Below are 1,577 nucleotides of genomic sequence, written 5' to 3' on the forward strand. Positions count from 1 at the left end.
AAAAAAATTCTGTAAATCAGAATTTTTAACTGGATTGCTTCGTCAATTACTTTGTAATTTCCTCGCAATGACGGATAAGCAGGTCCACGTAACAATGCTTGAATGGATAGTAATGAGAAATATTTTAAGTTTTATTTTTATAATATTGTTTTTTAATTTAATCTATGCGGATGAAAAAGCAGCGATTATAACTGATTATAAACCGGTATTTTTGCCTGTAATTCATGATAAAAAGACGAAAATCGCCATTCGTTCTTATTTCAATAGACCTCTTGAGAAACTCGCTTATAGAGAGGAATTTGAAGGAGACACGGAACGCAGAACCGCAGCGTATATAGACATACGTGAGGATTCGAGCACCGGATCGACGTACAAATTACCTCTAGAAGTAGAGTTCCCCAAGAGGTCTAATGAAAAATTATATTTCGTTTTAGTAGATCCAAATTCTTTTAAAACTGAGCTAGTCTTACAAGAGCTGGTAATTTTACCTACGAATAAAACAGAAAAAGAAAATCTTCTAAAAAAATTAAATAAAACTCCATATATTAAAGCTTTAAATAAATATAACTCTGCACCTTATATACTGCAAAATTACGGTGTTACGAGTAGCATGTATAAAGTAAAAGGGCAGTTCTTGACAATTGATATGTGCCCTTCTTCCAAAAGCTTTGAAGAAGATTTTTTTAAAAAGCTCGTAGAATTATCGAGCAAACTAAATAAACCTATTCCGATTGCTATATGCGTTTCAGGCTTATGGATTAATAAGCATACTGAAGAGTTCTTATGGTTATTAAAGCAACAAGAAAACGGTTATTTACAAATAACATGGGTTAATCATTCATTTAGTCATCCTTACTTTAAAGATAAACCTCTTGAAGATAATTTTCTTCTTTCCAATAAAGATGATTTTGAAAATGAAGTATTAGAAGCAGGGAAAATATTAGTAAGTTATAATATTGCTCCGTCACCTTTCTTTCGTTTCCCCGGATTAGTTTCTGATCAAACATTAATAGAAAAGCTAAAAGATTTAGGATTTATTCCGCTTGGTAGCAATGCTTGGCTTGCTAAAGGCGAAAAAGTTCAAGATGGCTCTTTCATATTAGTACACGGTAATAGTAACGAAAAAGCCGGAATAGATTTAATTATGCCGATGTTACCGGAATTAAAGTTACTTCCTATTGAAAAGGCGTTTTTATCACATGACAATTGATTAGCTAGATATTAAAATTGGAGCATCAATGACTCAAGCAGTAAAATCACCAGTAATTATAAATAAATACAACAAACTCCTTATATCGCCTGAAGAATATGAGAAATTTAATCAGTTTGAAGATATGTACTGAGCAATGCAAGCAAGAAATGCAAGTAAAAGCGATTTTTTATCAGAGGAAGAGAGTAAAGATTTTTTAGATAAGATGTTAAAGAAATAGATATGATTATAATTCAATTTTTTTAGTAGGACTTTTATCTCTTTGAATACCAAGCTTTGTACTAAATAACGGAGAAGCTTGTAAAAAATCAATAAGGGAAGATTCTGACGAATTTGCTATAATGTGTAATAGTTGAGATTTAATCTT

1 pseudogene is annotated in these 1,577 nt (G+C 31.2%); it reads left to right on the forward strand.

The features are described from left to right. Positions 1-406 precede the first annotated feature (406 nt). Positions 407-1,210, forward strand: a pseudogene (locus tag KYQ89_RS05405) (polysaccharide deacetylase family protein); the annotation flags it as partial. Positions 1,211-1,577 lie beyond the last annotated feature (367 nt).

Source organism: Rickettsia sp. TH2014 (genome assembly GCF_019249195.1).
In the GTDB taxonomy this organism is placed as follows: domain Bacteria; phylum Pseudomonadota; class Alphaproteobacteria; order Rickettsiales; family Rickettsiaceae; genus Rickettsia; species Rickettsia felis.